Source organism: Streptomyces sp. NRRL F-5755 (assembly GCF_001279365.1).
In the GTDB taxonomy this organism is placed as follows: domain Bacteria; phylum Actinomycetota; class Actinomycetes; order Streptomycetales; family Streptomycetaceae; genus Streptomyces; species Streptomyces rimosus.
In genome coordinates this window covers 1-18,141 of record NZ_LGCW01000049.1, presented here as the reverse complement: position 1 = coordinate 18,141, position 18,141 = coordinate 1, and the positions used below count along the sequence as shown (strand labels likewise).

At 74.2% G+C, this 18,141-nt stretch carries 13 protein-coding genes; 6 read left to right on the top strand and 7 right to left on the bottom strand.

All coding sequences use genetic code 11. The features are described from left to right. The 4 genes from ADK86_RS08275 to ADK86_RS08260 all read left to right on the top strand — a co-directional run. The coding region (locus tag ADK86_RS08275; RefSeq protein ID WP_159393817.1) for a DUF2867 domain-containing protein at positions 1-373 on the top strand (373 nt) is incomplete at its 5' end. Between the two features lie 171 nt (positions 374-544). Next, complete coding sequence (locus ADK86_RS08270) at positions 545-1,225, top strand: DNRLRE domain-containing protein (protein ID WP_159393816.1); 681 nt, start codon at positions 545-547, stop codon at positions 1,223-1,225. Between the two features lie 136 nt (positions 1,226-1,361). After that, positions 1,362-2,642 (top strand): VWA domain-containing protein, encoded by a 1,281-nt coding sequence (locus ADK86_RS08265; RefSeq protein ID WP_053696009.1) that lies wholly within the window; start codon positions 1,362-1,364, stop codon positions 2,640-2,642. Next, on the top strand, positions 2,642-3,478 hold the full coding sequence (locus ADK86_RS08260; protein WP_030630883.1) for a hypothetical protein: 837 nt from the start codon (positions 2,642-2,644) through the stop codon (positions 3,476-3,478). Before ADK86_RS08265 ends, ADK86_RS08260 begins: the two co-directional genes overlap by 1 nt. 81 nt (positions 3,479-3,559) lie before the next feature. Here the strand turns inward: ADK86_RS08260 and ADK86_RS08255 are convergent, their stop codons facing one another. The 5 genes from ADK86_RS08255 to ADK86_RS08235 form a co-directional block, all read right to left on the bottom strand. Beyond that, positions 3,560-3,790: a phosphopantetheine-binding protein gene (locus ADK86_RS08255; RefSeq protein WP_053696012.1), complete on the bottom strand. Its 231-nt coding sequence runs from the start codon at positions 3,788-3,790 to the stop codon at positions 3,560-3,562. Positions 3,791-3,795: 5 nt separating this feature from the next. After that, positions 3,796-4,428 (bottom strand): isochorismatase family protein, encoded by a 633-nt coding sequence (locus ADK86_RS08250; protein WP_053696008.1) that lies wholly within the window; start codon positions 4,426-4,428, stop codon positions 3,796-3,798. Between the two features lie 46 nt (positions 4,429-4,474). Next, a complete protein-coding gene (locus ADK86_RS08245) occupies positions 4,475-6,136 on the bottom strand; it encodes a (2,3-dihydroxybenzoyl)adenylate synthase (protein WP_053696007.1) in 1,662 nt (553 codons plus the stop codon). Then, entirely contained in the window at positions 6,133-7,377 is a 1,245-nt protein-coding gene (gene dhbC / locus ADK86_RS08240; RefSeq protein ID WP_053696006.1) for an isochorismate synthase DhbC, read from the bottom strand. The genes ADK86_RS08245 and dhbC overlap by 4 nt, the downstream gene beginning before the upstream one ends. Before the next feature lie 134 nt (positions 7,378-7,511). Next, the gene (locus ADK86_RS08235; RefSeq protein WP_053696005.1) at positions 7,512-8,303 is read right to left on the bottom strand and encodes a 2,3-dihydro-2,3-dihydroxybenzoate dehydrogenase; all 792 of its coding nucleotides are present in this window, start codon (positions 8,301-8,303) and stop codon (positions 7,512-7,514) included. A gap of 109 nt (positions 8,304-8,412) precedes the next feature. On the opposite strand from ADK86_RS08235, the gene fhuB reads away from it, so the two are divergent. Both fhuB and fes read left to right on the top strand, forming a co-directional pair. After that, positions 8,413-10,734: a Fe(3+)-hydroxamate ABC transporter permease FhuB gene (gene fhuB, locus ADK86_RS08230; RefSeq protein ID WP_053696004.1), complete on the top strand. Its 2,322-nt coding sequence runs from the start codon at positions 8,413-8,415 to the stop codon at positions 10,732-10,734. 4 nt (positions 10,735-10,738) lie between these two features. Beyond that, positions 10,739-11,998: an enterochelin esterase gene (fes, locus tag ADK86_RS08225; RefSeq protein ID WP_053696003.1), complete on the top strand. Its 1,260-nt coding sequence runs from the start codon at positions 10,739-10,741 to the stop codon at positions 11,996-11,998. 72 nt (positions 11,999-12,070) lie between these two features. On the opposite strand, the gene ADK86_RS08220 is transcribed toward fes, so the two are convergent. Further along, complete coding sequence (locus tag ADK86_RS08220; protein ID WP_053696002.1) at positions 12,071-13,516, bottom strand: DHA2 family efflux MFS transporter permease subunit; 1,446 nt, start codon at positions 13,514-13,516, stop codon at positions 12,071-12,073. Positions 13,517-13,520: 4 nt separating this feature from the next. Continuing rightward, a partial coding sequence (locus ADK86_RS08215) for a non-ribosomal peptide synthetase (protein WP_159393815.1) occupies positions 13,521-18,141 on the bottom strand: 4,621 nt, incomplete at its 5' end.

Here is an 18,141-nt window from a genome sequence, read left to right as displayed (position 1 = left end):
GGCGCGGGGCGGGTGGGTGGGCCGGCTGTCGGGTGGGGGGGGGCTGCGGGGGGGGCGGGGGGCCGAGCGGCTGCGCGCCGGTGACTCGCTGGACTTCTGGCGGGTCGAGGAGATCGAGCGGGGGCGGCTGCTGCGGCTGCGCGCGGAGATGCGGCTGCCGGGGCTCGCCTGGCTGGAGCTGCGGTCCGGGCGGGACGCGGTGGGCCGTACGGTCTACCGGCAGCGGGCGCTGTTCCACCCGCACGGGCTGGCGGGGCACGCGTACTGGTGGAGCGTCGCGCCGTTCCACGCGGTGGTGTTCGGCGGGATGGCGCGCAATATCGCGGCGGCGGCGCGGGAGCGGGGCGGGCGGGCGGCGGCGGTGGGGCGGTGAGGCCGCCTGGCGGCCCCTGCCCGGCCGCCGTCACCCTCTGTCCACGATCTTCGGTCGTATGAGTGAATACGCGGCTTTCGCTCTCACGGTCGGACGCAGTGGGAGGGCGGTGCGCGGACGGCGGGGAAAAGCTGGACATCGTTCAGCCATTCCCGGCACTGGAGGCACCCCATGCCCACATCCCGTTCACTCACCGGCCGGAGGCGATCCCGGTCGTTGTACCCCCTGCTGGCCTGCGGTCTCGTCGGCGGGCTCGCCGCTCCGGCCGCCTTCGCCACCGGCTCCGGCACCCAGGCAGCAGGGGCCGGCGCGTCCGTCACGAAGCAGCAGCCGTCCGCTCCCCGCGCCACCCACGACTACCACGTGGAACAGTGGGTCAGCGTCAGCGAGAAGATTCCGACCAGGACCTACAAGGACATCGGGCGCGTCGGCAACAAGGGCTTCCAGACGAAGGACTCGCCCGCGCCGACCGGCAAGTGGCGCACGTACATCAGGGTGAACACCCAGAACCTGCACCGGCGCCCGAAGGCCGACAGGGCCTGGCTCACCGTCACGAACACCTGGTCCCGGAGCTGCGCCCGCTACAACGTCGAGCTCTGGGACACGTATGGGATCACCGGCAACACGACGTGGAACACGCAGCCCCGGGGCCGCATGTACACCTGGACCACCCCTCCGGCGTCCCCCTGCCGGAACCGCACGCTGACCTTCGACGTCACGTCGCTCGTCAAGAACGCGCAGGACCGCCACTGGAGGAACATCACCTTCGGGCTGAGGTCGACGAACGAGACCAGCACGGACGCGTACAAGAATCTCGACGCAGCCCACGCCACACTGCGCGTGCACTCGTAGCGCCCCCGGCACGCCCCCGCCGCCCCGGTGACCGAACGGCCCGCCGGGGCGGCCGCGCGTGCTGCGGGCGCTGATCCGCCGTCAGTGGTCATCGCCCGTTTTGATACCGGTGCCCGATCATCAATACGATCCGGCGATGATCACAAGAAAACGGCTGGCGGCCGGGGTGTGCGGGCTGCTCGCCACCCTGGCCGTGGGGCTGCTCCCCACCTCCGCCGCGGCGGCCGACGAACCGGACACGAAGAACCCCTCCCCCAAGGTCGAGCTGGTCCTCGATGTCAGCGGGTCGATGCGGGCCCGCGACATCGACGGGCAGACCCGGATGGCGGCGGCGAAGCAGGCGTTCAACGAGGTGCTGGACGCGGTGCCGGGCGAGGTCCAGCTCGGTATCCGTACCCTCGGCGCGAACTACCCGGGGCCCGACCGGCAGACCGGGTGCAAGGACACCAAGCAGCTCTACCCGGTCGGGCCGCTCGACCGGACCGAGGCGAAGACGGCGGTGGCGACGCTCGCGCCCACCGGGTGGACGCCGATCGGCCCGGCGCTGCTGGGCGCGGCCGACGACCTCAAGGGCGGTGCCGCGACCCGCCGGATCGTGCTGATCACGGACGGCGAGGACACCTGCGCCCCGCTCGACCCGTGCGAGGTGGCGCGGGAGATCGCCGCCAAGGGCATCCACCTGACCGTGGACACGCTCGGGCTGCTGCCGGACGCCAAGACCCGCAACCAGCTCAGCTGCATCGCGGAGGCCACCGGCGGCACCTACACCTCCGTCCAGCACACCAGCGAACTGCGGGACAGGGTGCACCAGTTGGTGGACCGGGCGGCCGATCCGGTGGTGAACCCGGTGGCGGTCCAGGGCGCCGATCAGTGCGCCAAGGCCCCGGTGCTCAAGCCGGGCCTGTACAGCGACCGCGAGAAGTTCGCCGAGCACCGCTGGTACCGGGTGGACGTACGGCCCGGGCAGGAGCTGCGGGCGTCCGCGAGCATCGGCGCCGACCGCGCCGTCAACAACGACTACGGCATCCTGCTGCGCGCCTCGACCGTGCACGGCCGGGAGATCGTGCGCGGCTCGGAGGCGGGCGACGGGCGCACCGACGTGATCTCGTCGGGACTGCGCTATCCGAAGGCGCCGCTGAAGAACGCGGACGGTGCTGCGAAGGACAAGCCGGAGACGGTGTGCCTCCAGCTCAGCAACTCCTTCGCGGCGCCCGCCTCGGTGAAGACCGAACCGGGCATGCCGGTGGAGCTGGCCGTCGACGTGGTGGACGGTCCGTCCGACGCCTCGGACGCCGCCTCCTTCGGTCTGGGCCGCGGCTGGTGGTTCCTGGGGGCGCTGGTGCTGTTCGGCCTGGTGGCCGGTCTGCTGTGGGGCTGGCTGTCGCGCTGGCGTGTCGCCGTCTGGAGGACCAACTGATGCGTACGCGTAGGTTTGTGAGCGCCGCGCTGCTGGCGGGTGCCGCGCTCTTGGGTACGGCGGGTACGGCAGTGGCGGACAGTCCGTCGCCGTCCCCCAGCAGCAGCGGCAGCGGTGCCGGGCCGACCGAGGCGGGGACCTCGTTCCGTACCGCGACGCCGGTCCAGCCGGGGCAGCGGGCGACGGCCGGGGCGTCGACCGGCGACTACCTGTACTGGGTGGTGCCCGTGGACACCGGGCAGCGCGCGACGATGAAGGCGAAGGTGACGCTGCCCAAGGCGGCCCGGCACGGCGCCTCGACCTGGCAGATCGACGTGTACGACGGGCTGCGGCGGCGCCAGGCGTGCGTCTACGGCGCGCAGACCAGGGCGGCGGCAGCGGACGCGGCCTCGGTGGAGGTGTCCTGCACGCTGCGTACGGTCCGCTCGTGGGCGGAGCAGTCGTCCAACGATCCGCTGCCGGGCAGCTATTACGTACGGCTGACGGTCACCGGGCTGCCTCAGGACGACCTTGGCCTGCCCGTCAAGGCCGAGTTCGAACCGGCCGTGGACGAGGCGGGCGGCGCGTACGCCGTGGACGGCAAGCTGTCCAAGCCGCTGGTGCCGGGGGTTGCCACCGCGGACCCGGAGGACGGGTCGAGCGCGTCACCGACTCCGGCGGCGGGCAAGCGGTCCGCGGGCGCGCTGGAGCCGGAGGGCGGCTGGTCCTCGGGCCGGTGGTCCGACCGGTGGGTGTGGACGGCGGTGGGCGCCCTGCTGGCGGCGCTCGCCGGGATCTTCGGGTACTCGGTGACGCGGGGCTCGGGCCGCCCGTCGAGGGTGCCGCCGGGCGTCTGACGACGGTCCGGACATGCTGAGCGGGGCGGTGCGCGGAAAGGGTCCGCGCACCGCCCCGCTGCCGTACGAAGCGGCCCGTGCTCAGCCGGTGGCGCCGAGCAGCACCGCCCACTTCTCCAGGGCGGGTTCCTCCGACAGGTCGGCGACGGCGACCTCGATGCCGTGGTCGCGGTTCCAGCGGCCGGCCAGGGACATCAGGCGTACCGAGTCGAGGCCGTAGTCGACGAGGTTCTCGTCGTCGGGGATGTCGGCGGGGTCCTCGCCGAGGACATCGGCGACATCCTTGCGCAGCTGTTCCAGCGTCATCGCCATGGTGGTCACTTCCCTTCGAGGACGGTGGCGGTGGTGGTGACCACGGCGCACTTGCCGGCCGCCCAGCGCAGTGCCATCGCGTGGTCCTCGGCCGAGAAGTCGGCCACCGCGTCGGCCACCAGGAACGCCTGGAGGTCGCGCATCCAGGCGTCGCAGGCGGTCATCATGACGCCGATGTGGGCGTAGACACCGGTGATCACGAGCTGGTCGCGGCCCAGGCCGCGCATCCGCTCCTCCAGGTCGGTACGGACGAAGCCGCTGTACTTCCACTTGGTCAGCACGGTGTCGTCCGGGCCGGGGGCGACCGCGTCGGCGATGGCCGCCGCGTGCTCGTCGGCGGGCAGGCCCGGACCCCAGAAGTCCTGCTGGAGGCCGCGTTCGGCGGGACTCTGGCCGCCGGGCTGCGCGGTGTAGAGGACGGGGATGCCGAGCCGGGCGGCCTGCTCCTTGAGGGCGGCGACGTTGCGCAGCAGGTCCGTGACCGGCGACGCCTCGGTCTGATAGGCCGACAGGAAGTAGTTCTGCAGGTCGTGGACGAGCAGGACGGCGCGCGACGGGTCGGCTTTCCAGTCCACGCGGTTCGCGGGCAGGTCGCCGGCGGACGGCATGGGGTAGGGGGCGATGGCGGGCAGGGCCATGGTGCGGTGCGGTCCCTTCTGGACGGTCGGTGCGGGTGCGGGTCGGTCAGGACGGTTCGGCGGTGCGGGTGGCGGCGGACCTGAGGTCCTTCTTGGAGATCTTGCCGACGCCGGTCTGCGGGAAGGCGTCCACGAACACGACGCGGTCGGGCACCTTGTAGGCGGCGAGGCCGCGGGTGCGGACGAACTTCTTGATCTCGACCGGCTTCACGGGTGCGGCGCCGCCCCGCAGGATCACATACGCGCAGGTGCGTTCGCCCAGGTACGGGTCGGGTTCGGCGACCACGTTGGCGTCGTGCACGGCGGGGTGGGCGAGCAGGTGGTTCTCGACCTCCTCGGCGGCGACCTTCTCGCCGCCGCGGTTGATCTGGTCCTTGGCGCGGCCCTCGACGACCAGGTGCCCGGTGGGGGTGAGCCGGACGACGTCGCCGGTGCGGTAGAAGCCGTCGGCGGTGAAGGAGCGGGCGTTGTGCTCGGGCGCCTTCCAGTAGCCGCGGATGGTGTACGGGCCGCGGGTGAGCAGATGGCCGGTCTCGCCGACGGGCAGGTCGTTGTCCTCGTCGTCCACGACGCGGATCTCGTCGTCCGGGGAGATGGGGCGGCCCTGGGTGGTGACGATGGTCTCCTCGGGGTCGTCCAGCCGGGTGTAGTTCACCAGGCCCTCGGCCATGCCGAAGACCTGCTGGAGGGTGCAGCCGAGGGCGGGCCGTACCCGCCGGGCGGCCTCCTCGCTGAACTTGGCGCCGCCGACCAGCAGGATGTCGAGGCTGCTCAGGTCGTACGGCGTGCCGGGCGCGGCCTCCGTCCAGACCAGGGCCAGCGGCGGGACGAGGCCGGTGAGGGTGACGCGTTCGCGCTCGATGAGCGGGAACGCCACGTCGGGGGTGGGCTGGGGGGACAGCACGACGCGGGCGCCCGCATACAGGGCGCCGAGGGTGCCGGGCGAGGACAGCGGGAAATTGTGGGCGGCGGGCAGCACGCACAGGTAGACGCTGTCCTCGTCGACGCCGCACAGCTCGTTGGAGCCCCACAGCGAGTAGATGTAGTCGTCGTGGGTGCGCGGGATGAGCTTCGGGACGCCGGTGCTGCCGCCGGAGAGCTGGAGGAAGGCCAGGTCGTGCGGGGCGGGTTCGTCCCAGCCGGGCCCGTCGGAGGGCAGGTCGGCCGGTACGTCGGCGAGGGCTTCGAAGGGGCCCGGTTCGCCGCCGGTGACGAAGACGTGCCGCAGGTCGGGCACCTCGGCCCGTACGGACGCAGCGAGGTCGCGGTAGTCGAAGCCGCCGTGTTCGGCGGCGATGACATAGGCGGCGGCGCCGGTGAACTCGCAGAAGTAGCGGATCTCGGTCTCGCGGTGGGCGGGCAGCGCGAAGACCGGCAGGGCGCCGAGGCGGAAGAGGGCGAAGACGACCTCGAAGAACTCGGCGACGTTGGGGAGCTGGACGACGACCCGGTCGCCGCGGACGATGCCGCGGGCGTGGAGTCCGGCGGCCAGCCGGGTGGCGCGGCGGTCCAGTTCGCCGTACGTCCAGCGGCGGCCCTCGCCGGCCGGGTCGACGACGGCGACGCGGTCCGGGTGGGCGGCGGCCCGCTCGCGCAGCATCCCGGAGAACGTCTCGCCGCGCCACCAGCCTGCGGCGCGGTAGCGCTCGGCGAACTCCTCGGGCCAGGTGGGGGCGTGCGAACGGGCGTAGGCGTACTGATCGGTCACAGCTCGGCTCCGACGGCGCTGAGGAAGGTACGGAACTTGGCGCCGGTCTCGGCGGTCTCTGCGGCCGGCTCGGACGCGGCGACGACGCCCGCGCCCGCGTACAGGCGCAGGGAGCGCTCCTCGGCCTCGGCGCAGCGGATGGTCACCACCCACTCGCCGTCGCCGGACGCGTCGCCCCAGCCCACCATGCCGGTGAAGAAGCCGCGGTCGAACGGTTCGGTGTCGGTGATCACCTGGCGGGCGGTGTCGGTGGGGGTGCCGCAGACGGCGGGGGTGGGGTGCAGGGCGCAGGCCAGTTCCAGCGCGGAGGTGTCCGGGGCGGCGAGGGTGCCGGTGACGGTGGTGGACAGGTGCCACATGGTGGCGGTGCGCAGCAGGGTGGGCCGGGCGGGGACGGTCAGGTCGGTGCAGTACGGGGCGAGGGCCCGGTGCACGGCGTCCACGACGACGGCGTGTTCGTGCAGGTCCTTGGCGGATTCCAGGAGCGCGGCGGCGCGGCGCACGTCCTCGGCCAGGTCGTCGCTGCGCGGGGTGGAGCCGGCCAGGGGGTTGGCGACGACGCGGTCGCCGCGGCGCGAGACCAGCAGTTCGGGGCTGGCGCCGAGGAGGGTGCGGCCGGGTGCGGTGGGCAGCGCGAAGGTGTAGCCGGAGGGGTCGCGGCGGGCCAGGCGCTGGAGCATCGCGGGGATGTCGAGCGGGTCGGCGGTGGTGAGTTCGAGGGTGCGGGCCAGGACGACCTTGCTGAACTCGCCGCGCCACATGCGTTCCACCGCGGCGGCCACGCCGGCGCCGTACACCTCGGGCTCCGGTACGGGTCTGATGTCCCACGCGGCCGCGGCGGGCGGGTCGGCGGGCAGCGCGATCAGCGGGTCGGCGGTGAGCGGCGGCGCGGTCCGTACGCTGCCCGGGACGGTGAGCGCCGCGGGCGCGGTCTGGTCGAAGGGCACCGCGCCGACGACGAGCGGCGCGCCGTGGCCGGCGGCCCGTGCGGCGTCGAGGGTGGCGGCGACCCGCTGCGGCAGGGGGCGTTCGTCGTGCGGGACGTCGCTGTGGGTGCCCTGCGCGAGGATGGTGCGGGTGGGCGTGCCGAGGAAGCGGGCGCCGGGGGTGTAGGCGTCCAGGAGAGCGGTGGCCTTCCCCAAGCTCTCAGCTTCGTTCGAGCAGGGGAGGCCCCAATCAACGGCGGGGTGGGCCGGCTCGGCGAGGGGGACGTGCGTGGCGACTTCGGGTGCCGTCGGCACGGGAGCTCCAATTCTCGGAAGGTCGCGGGGATTTCCGGGGTGGCTGGTACGGGTGGGGACGCGGAGGGTGCGCGGTGCGGTTGCCGGGGTGGCGGGCCGCTCCCGGCGGGCGGTGGCGCCGGGGGCGGCGCGGGTCACCGGAGGGTGGCGCCGCCGTCGACGTACAGCTCCTGCATGGTGATGTGCCGGGCGCGGTCGGAGGCGAGGAAGACGACCGCGTCGGCGATGTCGGACGGGTCGGCGATCCGGCCGAGCGGGATGCCGGTGCGGTACGTCTGCGGGTCCCCGGCGATCACGCGGCGGGGCGCGTCGTCGTCGGTCCACAGCGCGCGTTGCATGGCGGTGTCGGTGGAGCCGGGCGCGACGATGTTGCAGCGCACGCCGCTGCGGGCGAGTTCGAGGCCCAGGCACTTGGTGTACATGGCCGCGGCGGCCTTGGAGGCGGCATAGGCGGCCATTCCGGTACGGGGGACGCCGGCGGCGTTGGAGCCGACGGTCACGATGCTGCCGGAGCCGCGTTTGACCATGTGCGGGGCGACGGCGGAGGCCGTGTGGAAGACGCCGGTGGTGTTCACGGCGAAGGTGTCGGCCCAGTCGGTTTCCGAGAGTTCGGCGGCGGGGCCGGGGCGCAGGATGCCGGCCACGTTCACCAGGACGGCGATCGGGCCGAGGTCGCGTTCGACGCGCTGGACGGTGGCGTCGACCGCGGCGCGGTCGGTGACGTCCATGGCCTCGGCGGTGACGGTCCCCGCGGTGTCGCTTCCGGGCGACGGGGCCGCGGGTGCGGTGCGGTCGGTGGCCACGACGTGGGCGCCGTGCTGCGCCAGCGCCGCGGCGACCGCGGCACCGATGCCCTGCCCGGCGCCGGTCACCAGCGCGATGCGCCCGGTGAACTCGGCGCGGCCGTCCGGTATGTGCTCAGGCATGAGCAACCTCCCCTTTTGTTAGGCAAGCCTAACCTAATATAGGACAGGTGCCCAGCCACTCCCCCATTCCGCACGCACGCTGGAGAAACGGTTAGGCTAGCCTCACCTTATGCAAAAGCAGCGCACGGGTATAGCCGCACCGCCCCCCGAACACGACGCCGCGGGCGGCGCGTTGCCGGCGGCGGTGGCGCAAAAGGGCACTCTCGTACCCGCGGATGACCCGGACTTTGCCCTCGCGGCCCCCGCTGCCAGCCCCAAGGAGCGCAGCGAAGGCACCGCGCGCCGGACCGTGGTGCTCGCCGTGGCGGGCTTCGCCGCCGCCGTCCTCGCCCTGGCCGCCGTGTCCCTGTGCGTCGGCGCCGGCGAGGTCGGCGCGAGCGGGGTGCTGAACTACCTGCTCGACCGCGGCGGCGCGCGCAGCGACCCGCGGCTGGCCCTGGTCGTCGGCGACCTGCGGCTGCCCCGTACGCTCACCGCGCTGCTCGTCGGCGGCGCGCTCGGCGTCGCCGGGTGCCTCCTCCAGGCCGTCACCCGCAACCCGCTCGCCGAGACCGGCCTGCTCGGCGTCAACGCCGGGGCCTCGCTCGGCGTCGTCGCGGGCATCGCGCTGCTGGGCCTGGACTCCGGCTACGCGTACCTGGTGTGCGCGTTCGCCGGCGCGGTGGTCGCCAGCGGCCTGGTGCTGCTCATCGCGGGCCGACGGGGCGGCGGGTCGCCGATGCGGCTGGTGCTGGCCGGGTCCGCGCTGGGCGCCACGTTCGGCGGGCTGACCAGTGTGATCGTGGTCAATTCGGCGGAGACCTACGACCGGTTCCGGTTCTGGGTGCTCGGCTCGCTGGCCGGGGTCGAGGGCTTCGGCGAACTCGGGCGGCTCGCGCCCGTACTGGGCCTCGGTTTCCTGGTGGCGCTGCTGGTCGCCCGGCCGCTGTCCGCCCTCGCGCTCGGCGACGACCTGGCCCGCAGCCTGGGCCACCGGCCGCCGGTCATCCGTACCGTCGTCGCCGTCGGCGTGACGCTGCTGACCGCGGCGGCGGTGGCGCTGGCCGGTCCGGTCTCCTTCCTCGGACTGCTCGCCGGCTTCCTGGCGCGGGCCGTCGCCGGGACCCGGCTCGCCGCCCGGCTGCTGCTGGCCGGGCTGATCGGCGCCGCCGTCCTGATGCTGGCGGACGTGGTGGCCCGGGTGGTCTCCCGCCCGTTCGAGGCGCCCGTCTCCGTGATCGTGGCGCTGATCGGCGCGCCCGTCCTCATCGGGATCGTCCGCTCGCGGCAGCTCGCCTCGATGGGCATGACCGAACCGGCCGCCGAGGAGCGCGCGTCCGGCACGGCGGGGCGGGGCGTGCTGCACACACTGCGCGGACGTCTGCCCCGCCGGACACCGAAGCCGGGCCGGGTGCGCCCCGCCGACACGTTCGTGCTGCGCCGCGGTCCGCTCTCCTTCCTCGTCGCCCGGCGCGCCACGCTGGCGGCACTGCTGCTGGCGGTGGTGCTTCTGGTGGCGGTGGTGCTGTCCGCGTACGCCGGGCAGAGCGACATGGGCGTGACCCGCACCTTCCAGGCGATCTTCGGTCAGGGCGACCGGTTCGACGTGCTGCTGGTGCAGAAGTTCCGGCTCGGCCGGATCGTGGCCGGGCTGGCCGCGGGCGCCGCGCTGGGCCTGGCCGGCTGCCTGACCCAGACGCTGGCCCGCAACCGCCTGGCCACCCCCGAACTCCTCGGCGTCAACGACGGTGCCACCGCCGCCGTCCTGCTGTCTGTCACGCTCAGCGCGACCGGCACCTTCGGCGCCTGGTGGGCCGGTCCGCTGGGCGCGCTGGCCGCGGTCGTCGTGGTCACGCTCGTCTCCGGCGGCCTCGGGCAGCGCGGTTACCGCGTCCTGGTGGTGGGGCTGGCGATGTCCGCGCTGGCGTCCGCCGTCACCCAGGTCGCGCTGTCCCGGCGCTCGCTCAGTTCGGCGAGTTCGCTGTACGTATGGACCTCGGGCAGCCTCAACGGGCGCAGCTACGCCGTCGCCGTACCCGTCCTGATCGGCCTGGCCGTCCTGGTGCCGCTGAGCCTCGCGGTCGCCCGGCACCTGGGTGTGCTGCGCTTCGACGACGCCACGGCCTCGTCGCTGGGCGCCGCGCCGGCCCGTACCCGCGCGGTGTGCCTGCTGCTGGCGGTGGCCCTGGCGGGTCTGGCCGTCGGCATCTGCGGTCCGGTCGGTTTCGTGGCGCTGGCCTCGCCGGTCATCGCGTCGCGGCTGGCGGGGCCGCTGCGGGTGCCGCTGGTCGGCACGATGCTGACGGGCGCGGTCCTGGTGGTGGCGGCCGACACGGTCGGGCGGATCGCGTTCGCCGGTACGGAGGTGCCGGTGGGCGTGGTGACGACGGTGCTCGGCGGGCCCTTCCTGCTGTGGGTGCTGCTGGGGCGCTCGGCGGCGACGCGTGTCTGACGCGATGTCTTCTCCTGACGCACCCGACGAGAGGGGTACGGAAGTGACCGCTGTCCGAAGTCCGCTGCTGCGCGGCCTCGCCGAGGACGTACGGGCCGGGCGGCCCGGCGCCGAGGAGGAGTTCTGGCGCCGCGCCGAGGCGGCCGGGACGCCGCTGGTGGAGCCGGACCCGGACGGCGAGCCGGGTCACGTCCTGGTCACGTTCGTGTGGCGGGACGATCCGGCGCGCCCGGCCACCGACGTACTGGCGCTCCTGCACACCGTCACCGACCGGGACCGGCACGCGGGCGACCTGACGCCGCACCTGATGGCCCGTATCGAGGGCACCTCGGTCTGGGCCATCAGCCACCGGCTGCGGTCCGACCACCGTGCCTCGTACCAGTTCCACCCCGGCACCGGCCCGCGTGAGGAGATCCTGCGCACGGACCGGCAGGCGTGGCTGAAGGTGCTGGACAGTGCCGTACCCGACCCGCTGAACACCACGCCCGTCCTGCCGTCGCGGGACGGCCGCAATCCCGCCTCGGTCATGGAGCTGCCGGGCGCGCCCGCGCAGCCGTGCACCGGGCGCCGGACCGGCGCGGCGCGCGGCACGTCCGTACGCGCCGAGGTGGACGGCCGGCACGTCACCGTCCACCTGCCGCCCGGCCACCGCGCCGACGGCGGCCCGTACGCGGTCGCGGTGCTGCTGGACGGCGAGATGTGGGGCCCGGTCCTGGGCGCGGGCGACCTGCTGGACAACCTGCACGCCGATTCCGCCGTGCCGCCGACCGTCGCGCTGCTCGTGGACACGATGGGGCGGCGGATGGAGGACCTCAGCTGCAACGGGGCGTTCGTCGACTGGCTGGCGGACACGCTGCTTCCGTGGGCGGCCGACGCGTACGGGGCGGGGCTGCGCCCGGAACGTACCGTCGTCGCGGGGCAGAGCGCGGGCGGCCTGACCGCGGCGTACGCGGCCTTCCGGCGGCCTGACCGGTTCGGGCTGGCGCTCTCGCAGTCCGGCTCCTTCTGGTGGCCGGACGATGCGGAACGCGGCGCCGAGTGGCTGACCCGCCAGTACGCCACGGCCGAACGCCGCCCGGTCCGCCTGCGCCTGGAGGTCGGCCTCCAGGAGTGGATGCTGCTCGCGGAGAACCGCCGCCTGCGCAATGTGCTGCGGGCGCGCGGTTACGACGTGGCGTACGAGGAGTTCAACGGCGGCCATGATTACGCGTGCTGGCGTGGGGGGCTGGCTACGGGGCTGGGGGCGCTGCTGTCCGGCAGCTGAACCCCGAAGCGCAGAACGGCGCCCCGGACCCGAGTGCGGGTCGGGGGCGCCGTCGTCTCTCCGGCGGCGGGGTCAGCCCGCGGCCGGGGCCTTCGCCCCCTCCCCCGCTTCCCCGTCCTCGAACGGCGGCGGCTGCGGCGGGGCCTTCGGCAGCCGCAGGGCGGCCAGCGCGCCGACGGCGACCAGTGCGGCCGTCACCCACACCGCGGCCCGGTACGGGCCGGGCCCGGCGGCGCCCGTGCCGTGGCCGCCGATCACCCCGGCGCAGACGGCGATGCCCAGCGCGCCGCCGAGCGTGCGCAGGATCTGGAAGAGGCCCATCGCCCGGCCCATGTCGGGCGGGGCGATGTCCTCGAACCCGGCGAGCTGGACGGTGAGCACCGCCGTGCCGAGCACCAGGCCGATGGCGAACATCAGGCCCCGTACGAGCCAGGCGTTGCCCGCCGCGCCCGGTACGGCGAGGGCCGCGAAGACCGCGGCGGCGAGCAGCAGGGCGGGTACCGCGAGCCGCCGCGGTCCGATGCGCGGCAGCAGCCGGTCGACGACCTGGGAGGCGAGCATCAGGCCGACCGCCTCCGGGAAGACGCTCAGGCCCGCGTCGAGGGCAGAAGCGCCCAGCGCGGCCTGGTAGAGGAGCGGGAAGACGAACAGGACGCCCATCAGGCCGGCGGCGGTGAGCACGGCGAGCGTGGAGGCCGTACCGTACGCCCGTCCGGCCAGCAGCCGCAGCTTCAGCAGGGGTTCCGGCGTACGGAGCTGGTGGACGACGGCGGCGGCCAGCAGCAGCACGCCGAGGACGGCGCTGACCGCGACGGCGGGCTGCGTCCAGCCCTGCGAGGGGCCGAACCCGAGCGCGTACGTGAGCAGTCCGAGCCCCGGGGTGGCGAGCCAGAACCCCGCCCGGTCGAACGGCCCCGGCACGCCCTCGACATGCTCGCGCAGCCCGATGACGCCCAGCAGGACCGCGGCGGCACCGATCGGCACGTTCACGAAGAACAGCCAGTGCCAGGACAGGTGCTGGGTCAGGAAGCCGCCCAGCGGCGGCCCGAGGGCCGGCATCAGGGCGGTCGGCACGATCAGGACCTTGGACAGCTTGGCCCGTTCGTGCGGCGGGAACGCGCGGAACAGCAGGGTCATGCCGACCGGGGTGAGCAGCCCGCCCGCCAGGCCCTGCACCGCCCGCGCCACGACCAGCGCGGGCAGTCCGGGGGCCAGGCCGCAGGCGGCCGAGGCGGTGGTGAAGACGGCGAGCGCGCCGAGGAAGACCCGCTTGGTGCCGTAGCGGTCGCCGAGCCAGCCGGCCACCGGCAGGGCCAGCGCGAGAGCCACGAGGAAGGCGGTCTCGACGGTGTTGGCCGCGGAGACCGGGCGGCCGAAGTCGCCCGCGATGGTGTAGAGGGCCGGGTTGACGATGGTCGAGTCGAGGCCGTTCATGCACATGGCGGCCGTGTAGACGAGGACGACGGCGGTCTTCGGGGACAGCCGGGACGGCCGGGTCCTGGTCGGTGCGGTGGTCACCGGGTCACCCCTCCAGCTCGGTGAGGCGGTCGGCGACCACGCGCGCGATGTGCGCGATCGGCTCGGGCAGGGTCATGTCCTTGTGCGAGCAGGCGATGTTGGTGTTGTCGATGCGGCCGGTGACGTACGGGGTCCACGTCCCGGGGGTGAGGGTGTCGTCGATGGTGTCGACGGTGGCCCGGAAGAAGAGCACGTCGCCGCGGAAGACGCGGTGGTCGTAGGCGCGTACGAGGTGGTTGGTGTTGAGGTAGATGTCTCCGAGCGCCTTGATCGTGTCCGTGGACAGCGCGGACAGCGGACTGCCCTCGCGTTGCAGCACGTCCACCACGTTGGCGGTGGTCAGCGGCTTGCCCTCCAGACTGTCGGGCCCGTAACCGCCCATGGTGAGCAGCGATTCGAGCGCTTCGGCCTCGTCGGGTACGGGCAGGTCGCGGAAGCCCTCGGCCGGGTAGGCGTCGAGGATGGCGAGGAGTTCGACCTCGTGGCCCTCGTCCTGGAGGTGGGTGGCCATGGCGTGCGCGATGATGCCGCCGGTGGACCAGCCGAGCAGCCGGTACGGGCCTTCGGGCTGCACCTCGCGGACGCGCGCGGCGTAGTGGGCGGCCAGCTCCTCCAGGGTGGCGGGCAGCGGTCGGTCCGCGGTGGCGGTGCCCACGCCCTGGGCCTGGAGGCCGTAGATCGGCACGTCGGGCGGCAGGTGGCGGATGAGTCCGGCGTAGCACCAGCTCAGGCCGCCGGCCGGGTGGACGCAGTGGACGGGGGCGCGACCGCCCTCCACGCTTTGGCCGACGGGACGCAGCGGCAGCAGCACGTCGAGCGGGTCGTCATGGCGTACGGCGTCCAGGGCCGCGTCGAGGGCCGCGACGGTCGGCGACTGGAAGACCGTACCGATCGACACCTCCGTACCGAGCACGGCCTTGACCCGGTCGGCGAGCCGCACCGCGAGCAGCGAGTGCCCGCCGAGGTCGAAGAAGTTGTCCTCGACGCCGACCCGGTCCAGGCCCAGCACCTCGGCGAAGACCGAGCAGAGCTGTTCCTCGCGCGGGGTGCGGGGCGGGCGCCCGGTGGCGGCCGGGCGATCAGGGGCGGGCAGCGCCTTACGGTCGAGCTTGCCGTTGTTGGTCAGCGGCAGCCGGTCGAGCAGGACGACGGCGGACGGGACCATGTGGGCGGGGAGTTCGGCGGCGGCGTGGTCGCGCAGGGCCGCCGGGTCGGGTTCCTGCCCGGCGGCCGGTACCGCGTAGCCGACGAGCCGCTTGTCGCCGGGGGTGTCCTCCCGTACGACGACGGCCGTGTCGGCGACGGCGGGGTGCGCGGCGAGCACCGCCTCGATCTCGCCCAGCTCGATGCGGAAGCCGCGCAGCTTGACCTGCTGGTCGGCGCGCCCGAAGTACTCCAGGGCGCCGTCGGTACGGCGCCGGGCGAGGTCGCCGGAACGGTACATGCGGCTGCCGCGCTCGCCGAAGAGGTGGGCGTACGGGTCGGCGACGAAGCGGGTGGCGGTCAGGGCCTCGCGGCCCAGGTAGCCGCGGGCCAGGCCCTCGCCCGCGACGTACATCTCGCCGGTGACGCCCGGCGGTACGGGCTGGAGCCGGTCGTCCAGGACGTAGACGCGCAGGTCGGGGATGTTGACGCCGATGGTGCTGGAGGTGGCGCCCGCGGCGGTGGCGCGGTCGAGCGGGAAGTAGGAGACGTGCACGGTGGTCTCGGTGATGCCGTACATGTTCACCAGGACCGGCGCGTCGTCGGCGTGCCGCGCGTACCAGTCGTCCAGCCGCCCCAGTTCCAGCGCCTCACCGCCGAACACCACGTATCGCAGCGCGAGTTCCGCACCGTCGCTCTCCCGGTCGGCGGCGGCGAGCTGGTAGAAGGCGGACGGGGTCTGGTTGAGGACGGTGACCTGTTCGGCGGCCAGCAGTTGCCGGAAGGCGTGCGGGTCGCGGCTGGTCAGGTGGGGTACGACGACGAGTTTGCCGCCGTACAGGAGCGCGCCCCACAGTTCCCACACGGAGAAGTCGAAGGCGTAGGAGTGGAAGAGCGTCCAGACGTCGTCGGGGCCGAAGCCGAACCAGTGGTCGGTGGCGGTGAACAGCCGGGTGACGTTGTGGTGGGTGACGACGACGCCCTTGGGGCGGCCGGTGGAGCCGGAGGTGTAGATGACGTACGCGGCGTCGTCGACGCGCAGCGGCCTGGTGCGCTCCGCGTCGGTGAGCGGGCCCTCCGGGTACGGCGCCGCCGCGTCGCCGTCCACGGTGATCAGCGGCAGCGTGTGGCCGGGCAGCCGGGGCGCGGTCGCGGTGTCGGTGATCAGGGCGGCCGGGCGGGCGTCGTCCAGCATGTAGGCGAGGCGGTCGGCCGGGTAGTCCGGGTCGAGCGGCAGGTAGGCGGCTCCGGCGAGGGAGACCGCGAGCAGGCCGGTGACCAGGTCGACGGAGCGCGGCAGCGCCAGCGCGACGATCGAGCCCGGGCCGATGCCGCGGGCGGCGAGCAGCCGGGCCAGGCGCTGGGCGCGGGCGGAGAGTTCCGCGTAGGTGAGGGACTGCCCGGCGCAGCTGACGGCGGTGCGGCCGGGGTGGCTGCGGGCGGCGGCCTCGTAGACGTCGGGGAGGGTGGTGGCGGGGCGTTCGGCGAGAGGCGCGGCGGGCGTGTTCCACTCGACGAGGGCGCGGTTTCGCTCCTCGTCACCGAGCAGTGGCAGCAGGCCGAGGGGCGTGTCCGGGGTGTCCGCGGCGGCGGTGAGCAGCCGGGTCAGCCGGTCGGCGAGGGACTGCACGGTGGCGCGGTCGAAGAGGTCGGTACGGAACTCGAAGAAGCCGCCGATGCCGCCGCCGGGCTGCTCGCCCGCGTTCAGGGTGAGGTCGAACTTGGCCGTACCGGAGGGCACCGCGGTCATCCGGGCGGTGGCCTGCGGGCCCAGCTCGAACGCGGCGTCCGGCACGGACTGCCAGGCCAGCATCACCTGGAACAGGGGGTGCCGGGCGAGCGAGCGGCGCGGGTTCAGCTCCTCGACGAGATGGTCGAAGGGCAGCGTGTCGTGCTCGTACGCGGCGAGGGTGGCGGACCGCACCCGCTCCAGGAGCGTACGGAAGGCGGGGTCGCCCGAGGTGTCGGTGCGCAGCACGACCGTGTTGGTGAAGAAGCCGACGAGGGCGGCGGTGCTGTCGTCGGCGCGGCCGGCGACGGGGGTGCCGAGGGGGATGTCGGTGCCGCAGCCGTGCCGGGTGAGCAGGGCGGCGAGACCGGCCTGCACGGTCATGAAGACGCTGGTGCCGGTGGACCGGGCGAGGCGCTGGAGCGCGGCGTGCGCCGCCGCGTCGAGGGCGAAGGGCACGGTGTCGCCGGCGTACGAGGCGACCGCGGGGCGCGGCCGGTCGGTGGGCAGGTCGAGCTGGTCGGGCAGCCCGGCGAGGGCCTGCTTCCAGTGCGCGAGCTGGGCGGCGGCGAGCGGGGTGGGGTCGGCGGGCGTGCCGAGGAGCTGCTGCTGGTGGGCCGCGTGGTCGGCGTACTGGAAGGGCAGCGGCGCGAACTCCGGTGCCCGGCCCGCGTGCCGGGCGCTGTAGGCGGCGGCGAGGTCGCGGGCGAGGGGCGTGGTGGAGGCGCCGTCGCCGGCTATGTGGTGCAGGAGGAGGAGCAGGGTGTGGCGGCCCGGGCCGTGGCTGAACAGCGTGGCGCGCAGCGGGGGTTCGGCGGCCAGGTCGAAGCAGTGGCGTACGGCTGCGGCGAGGCCGGCGTCGGGCTCGTCACCGGGCTTTGCGCCGGGCTTTGCGTCGGGCTCGTCATCGGGCTTTGCGCCGGGCTTTGCGTCGGGCTTTGCGTCGGGCTCGGCGAGGTGCAGCTCCGGCTGTGCCAGCGGGTGGTCCGCGGGGAGAATCCGCTGGTAGGGGCGCTCCTCACCCCCGTTGTCAGTGGTCGGATATACCGTTCTCAGTGTCTCGTGGCGAGCCGTCAGGTCGCCCAGGGCGAGCCGCAGCGCGCCGCGGTCGACGGGTCCGTCGATGCGCAGCACGAGCGGGATGTTGTAGGTGGGGCTGGGGCCTTCGAGCCGGTGGAGGAACCAGAGCCGCTGCTGAGCGGGCGAGAGGGGGAGGTGTCCGGTGCGAGGGACGACAGTCGTGGGCAGGGGCGCGGACGGTGCGCCGTCGGCGTCCGCCGGCGCGGCGGAGTGGACGAGCGCGGCGAGCGCGGCGGCCGTGGGATTGCGGAAGACGTCCGCGGTGCTCACGGGCGCCTGGAACACCTCCCGCATACGCGCGGCCAGCCGGGCGGCCAGCAGCGAGTGACCGCCCAGGTCGAAGAACCCGGCGTCCGCCGGGGGGCTCGTGTCCAGCGAGAGGAGGTCGGCCAGGAGACCGCGGATGATGTCGGTGTGCGGGTCGCCGGAGGCGGTGCCCGTACCGTCGGAGCCTGAAATGTTGCCGTCGGTTCCGCCGTCCCCGGCGCCGGGGACGCCCGGCGCGGGGTCCGGCAGGGCGCGGTGGTCCAGCTTGTCGTTGGCGGTGCGCGGCAGTTCGTCGAGCAGCGTCACCGTGGCCGGGACCATGTGCGCGGGAAGCGCGGCGGCGAGGTGCGCGCGCAGAGCGGCGGGGGTGGGGGGGGGCGGGGGGGGGGGGGGGGTCCCCGGGGGA

Coding starts and splice junctions, on each gene's coding strand:
- ADK86_RS08265 (WP_053696009.1), top strand. CDS start 1,362: ATGATCACAAGAAAACGGCTGGCGGCCGGGGTGTGCGGGCTGCTCGCC.
- ADK86_RS08235 (WP_053696005.1), bottom strand. CDS start 8,303: ATGCCTGAGCACATACCGGACGGCCGCGCCGAGTTCACCGGGCGCATC.
- ADK86_RS08260 (WP_030630883.1), top strand. CDS start 2,642: ATGCGTACGCGTAGGTTTGTGAGCGCCGCGCTGCTGGCGGGTGCCGCG.
- ADK86_RS08255 (WP_053696012.1), bottom strand. CDS start 3,790: ATGGCGATGACGCTGGAACAGCTGCGCAAGGATGTCGCCGATGTCCTC.
- fhuB (WP_053696004.1), top strand. CDS start 8,413: ATGCAAAAGCAGCGCACGGGTATAGCCGCACCGCCCCCCGAACACGAC.
- ADK86_RS08250 (WP_053696008.1), bottom strand. CDS start 4,428: ATGGCCCTGCCCGCCATCGCCCCCTACCCCATGCCGTCCGCCGGCGAC.
- fes (WP_053696003.1), top strand. CDS start 10,739: ATGTCTTCTCCTGACGCACCCGACGAGAGGGGTACGGAAGTGACCGCT.
- ADK86_RS08270 (WP_159393816.1), top strand. CDS start 545: ATGCCCACATCCCGTTCACTCACCGGCCGGAGGCGATCCCGGTCGTTG.